This window comes from Actinoallomurus acaciae, from assembly GCF_042429965.1.
Taxonomy (GTDB): Bacteria; Actinomycetota; Actinomycetes; order Streptosporangiales; family Streptosporangiaceae; genus Actinoallomurus; species Actinoallomurus acaciae.
Genome location: NZ_JBHLZP010000657.1, coordinates 1 through 3928 on the forward strand (window position 1 = coordinate 1; position 3928 = coordinate 3928).

General features: G+C 72.7%; 3 protein-coding genes and 1 pseudogene. All 4 read right to left on the minus strand.

Features of this window, described 5'->3' with window-relative positions:
• Positions 1–190: 190 nt before the first annotated feature.
• Positions 191–1067: pseudogene (locus tag ACFFNX_RS44330) on the minus strand (transposase family protein).
• A gap of 130 nt (positions 1068–1197) precedes the next feature.
• Entirely contained in the window at positions 1198–2016 is an 819-nt protein-coding gene (locus tag ACFFNX_RS44335) for a sulfurtransferase (RefSeq protein ID WP_378212268.1), read from the minus strand.
• Between the two features lie 50 nt (positions 2017–2066).
• Complete coding sequence (locus tag ACFFNX_RS44340; RefSeq protein WP_378212269.1) at positions 2067–3179, minus strand: alkaline phosphatase family protein; 1113 nt, start codon at positions 3177–3179, stop codon at positions 2067–2069.
• A complete protein-coding gene (locus ACFFNX_RS44345; RefSeq protein WP_285580151.1) occupies positions 3176–3766 on the minus strand; it encodes a DUF5998 family protein in 591 nt (196 codons plus the stop codon). The genes ACFFNX_RS44340 and ACFFNX_RS44345 overlap by 4 nt, the downstream gene beginning before the upstream one ends.
• Between the last annotated feature and the right edge of the window lie 162 nt (positions 3767–3928).

Consider the following 3928-nt stretch of genomic DNA (forward strand, 5'->3'; position numbering starts at 1 on the left):
CCCCGCCCGAGAACACGCCCCGCCCGAGAACACGCCCCGCCCGAGAACACGCCCCGCCCGAGAACACGCCCCGCCCTCCCAGGGGGGCACCGACCCCACTTCCATTGTCAAGCCACCCCACACGCCAAAGGAAGACCCCAGGACCGGCTGTGGACAACCCACGGCCAGGACTCGGGACAGGTCCTACGGATCATTGGCCCGCGGGGTTGTTGACGTCGGTGGGGTTTGTCGCCGCGTGCGGTGTGGCAGCGCTGGTGGTTGTAGGTATGGAGGGAGTCTGCCCGGGGCGGTGGTGCGGCGCACTCTTGGCTGCGGTGGAGGGCGTGGGTGCGCCCCTTCGTCGAGCAGGGTGTGGTTGAGCATTCGGCTTTGCCGTTGGTTTGGGGCCGGTGGATGCGGGGGGTCTTGCGGTCGCACCGAGGTCGGCCAGTGCCTGTTTCCACTCGGGGCCTTTTGCGGTAGAGCCAGGGGTCTCGGTCAGGATCCGCTCGATGTGGCGGATGCCCGCGGAGACGAGGAAGGCTGCCGCCCGCGCGGGAATCCGGCGCGGGCGGCGTCCTTCTCGTCTGGGCGGACCCCGCTGTAGGCCAGGCGGCTGTGATCGTCGGCGGCCGAGTCGTGTGTAGTCGAAGCCTGTGGGGGCGGTGGGGGGCAGGCAGCCCGGCCGTGGACGCGCCGGCCGCCGCCGTCAGGGATCCGGCCGAGCCCTTTTGACGCCGACGGGGACCAGATCGCCGGACCGGCCGCGTTCGCAACGGCGTATCACCTGGCCGACGGGCCGATCCAGGAAGGCCAGGCGGTCAAGACGGACCAGGATCCGGTGCACCGTCAAGGCAGGCAGGTCCAAGCGGGACCCAGCGTCCTTGTCCCAGGCCGCAGACCTGGTCCACTACCGCTCCCCAGGTGCCGCGCGGCGTCTTCAACGACCGGCTGGAGCGGCCCTGCAATCCGGCCTCATCTTCGCCACCAGCCGGTGCAGCCACGTGCGAGCCTTGGCACGCAAGATGCCCATCCCGGCCCCGACATGCGCAACGAGAACGACCGAAGCCGACACGTCCGACCAACAGTCACCCGCCACGAACGCTCAACCGGGCACGAGGACCCCTATGTGGTGCGGCCCTACGCAGCTCCACCACACCGGAGCCCTTCACCATGATCAACCCCGGTGACCGTCGACGACACTCGTGATCAGTACGCCTAGTCGCTCGTCTCCACCTGGTGGGTGGGGTCGGTGATCCAGTCGGACCATGAGCCGGCGTACAGGGCGGCCGGTACTCCGGCGATGGTCAAGGCCAGGATCTCGTGGGCGGCGGTGACGCCGGAGCCGCAGTACGCGCCCACCTCGGCCGCGTCGGTCGCGCCGAGGCCGGCGAAGCGTTCGCGGAGCAGGCCGGCCGGTAGGAAGCGGCCGTCGACCCCCACGTTGCCGTGCGTCGGTGCGTTCACCGCGCCCGGGATGTGGCCCGCGACCGGGTCGACGGGCTCGACCTCGCCGCGGTAGCGCTCCGGCGCGCGGGCGTCGAGCAGCACGCCGTCCTTGGCCACGGCCAGCGCGCCGTCCGCGTCGAGTAGCGGCAGGTGGCCCGGCCTGGCGATGAAGTCGCCCTCCTCCGCCTCAGGCACCTCCGTCGTTACGGGCTGCCCGGCGTCCACCCAGGCGTGGTAGCCGCCGTCGAGGACGCGCACCCGCTCGTGCCCGAAGTACCGCAGCGTCCACCAGGCGCGGGCCGCGGCGGTGGCGTCGGCGTCGTCGTAGACCACGACGAGGTCGTCCTGGCGTACCCCGGCGCGCCGCATCGCCTTCTGGAAGGCCGGCGCGTCGGGGAGCGGATGACGGCCTCCGGCGCCCGGCGGCGCCGCGAGATCGCGGTCGAGATCGATGAAGACCGCTCCGGGCAGGTGACCGCGCCGGTACGCCTCGATTCCGGGCGGACCGCCGAGACGCCAGCGGACATCGAGGAGGGCCACGCCTCCTCGGGTCCGGACAAGTGACGGGACGTCGATGAGAGGGTGCACACCGCCAGTCTGACCGGTGACAGACCCGTCCGCGAGCGGCGATTCCTCGTTCATGACTCCCCCGTAAAGGTGAGCAGTGGTACGAGCTGTTCGGCCGGTACGAGAGAGCCGTGCATCCCGACCAGGGACGACTCCAGCGGCTCGGCCTGAGTGGCGACGATCGCCAGGTCGGCGTGCGGCACGGCGACCACGTCGCCGATCCGGTCCGCCATAGTGGCCGAAACCGGCCCGAAAAGGCCGGCCGTTATGGCCTCCTCGCGCGTCATCACCCACGCCTGGCCCGCGAACCGCTCCTGCCACACGGCGAGCACGTCGGGGGCCGCGCCCTCCTGCGCGTACAGGTGCCGTGCCCGCGGCTCGCCGCCCAGCAGCGCCACGCCCTCGCGCAGGGCGGGCGCGGCGTCCACGTCGACGCGCACGGCCGGGTCGGTCATGCCGTGGTCGGCGGTGACGTAGAGGGCGGCGTCCGGCGGCATCGTCTCGGCCAGGCGCCGGACGAGCAGGTCGACGAAGGCCAGATGGTGCCGCCAGGCGGGCGAGCGCGAGCCGTGGAGGTGACCGGTGGCGTCCAGCTCGCTGTGGTAGACGGTGACGAAGGACCGCTCACCCTGGCGTACGGCCTGCTCGGCACCGGCGACGAGCGGGCCGAGCGCGTCCGCCGGCACATAGCGCGCGCCCCGGTACACCGCCCGGGTCAGCCCGCTGTCGGCGAACGCCCGCGTCGAGACGTGTGCCGCCGCGACGCCCGCGGCGGCGGCCCGCTCGTACACGGTGGCCGACGGCTGCCAGGTGAGCGGGTCGACTCCGTCGTCCCAGCGCAGGCAGTTGAGCAGGCGCCCCTCCCCCGGGATGGCCACCTGGTAGCCGAACAGGCCGTGGCCGCCCGGCGCCCGGCCGGTGCCGAAGGAGCCCAGGCTGGTCGCGGTGGTCGACGGGAAGCCGGCGGTCAGCTCGCGCCCGGCGAGCGAGGACAGGAACGGTGCGTCGCCGGCGTGGGCGCGCAGCAGCTCCCACCCCAGGCCGTCGACGAGCAGCACGCAGGCGCGCGGCAACGCGGGCAGGTCCAGGACGTTCACGTGCCCTGGGACGCCCAGCGCGGCCAGCACCGACGGCGTGAGGTCGGCGAGGGACCGGCGCCCGTACGCCGGAACGGGAAGGCTCATCGCTCGCGCTGCGCGATGACCTCCGAGAGCGCCTGGGCGAAGGCGAGTGCCTGCTCGACCGCGTCGGCGCCGTCGGCCGCCTCGCTGACCCGCAGCGAAAGGTCATCGGCGGTCAGGGTGCCGGTGTAGCCGTGGTCGGCCTCGCAGGACTCGTCACCGCAGGAGGCGGGCTCCAGATCGACGTGAGAGATCACTCCCCAGCCGATGGTGACCATCACCTCGGTCGGCGGGACGCCGGGGACGTAGGAGGCCGGTTCGGGCACGACACGTGTCACCGCCACGGACTGGACCCGGCCGAGCCGGACCGCCTCCGTCGTGGTCGAGGCGTGCGGATGCGGCATCGCCTCGGTCGGCGGGTGCTCGTCGGTGTGGCAGACGAGCAGGCGGGTGGGCGACAGGACGAGCACGGTGACGTGGCGCCGTACCTCCATCGCCGGATCGAACGTCGCCTCGTGGTGGACGACATAAGCGATCACGGACTCGGTGCCCAGAACCGACTCGACGGCGTCCGCGACGAGCGCGGGGTAGTAGCCGCTCCGCTCGATCGCCGTGCGCAGCCCGTGAGCCATCGCTCGGGTTTCCCTCATGACTCCCATCCTGCACTGCCCGGGCGTCACACGCACACATGCGGGTACAGAAGCGGCATGACTGGTACACCGGCATCCCCCACTCCCCCGATGCCCGAGCCGCCGATGCCCCCGCCGGAGCCCCCGACGCCGCCGCCGGAGCCGCCGCCGGGCCCGGTGCCG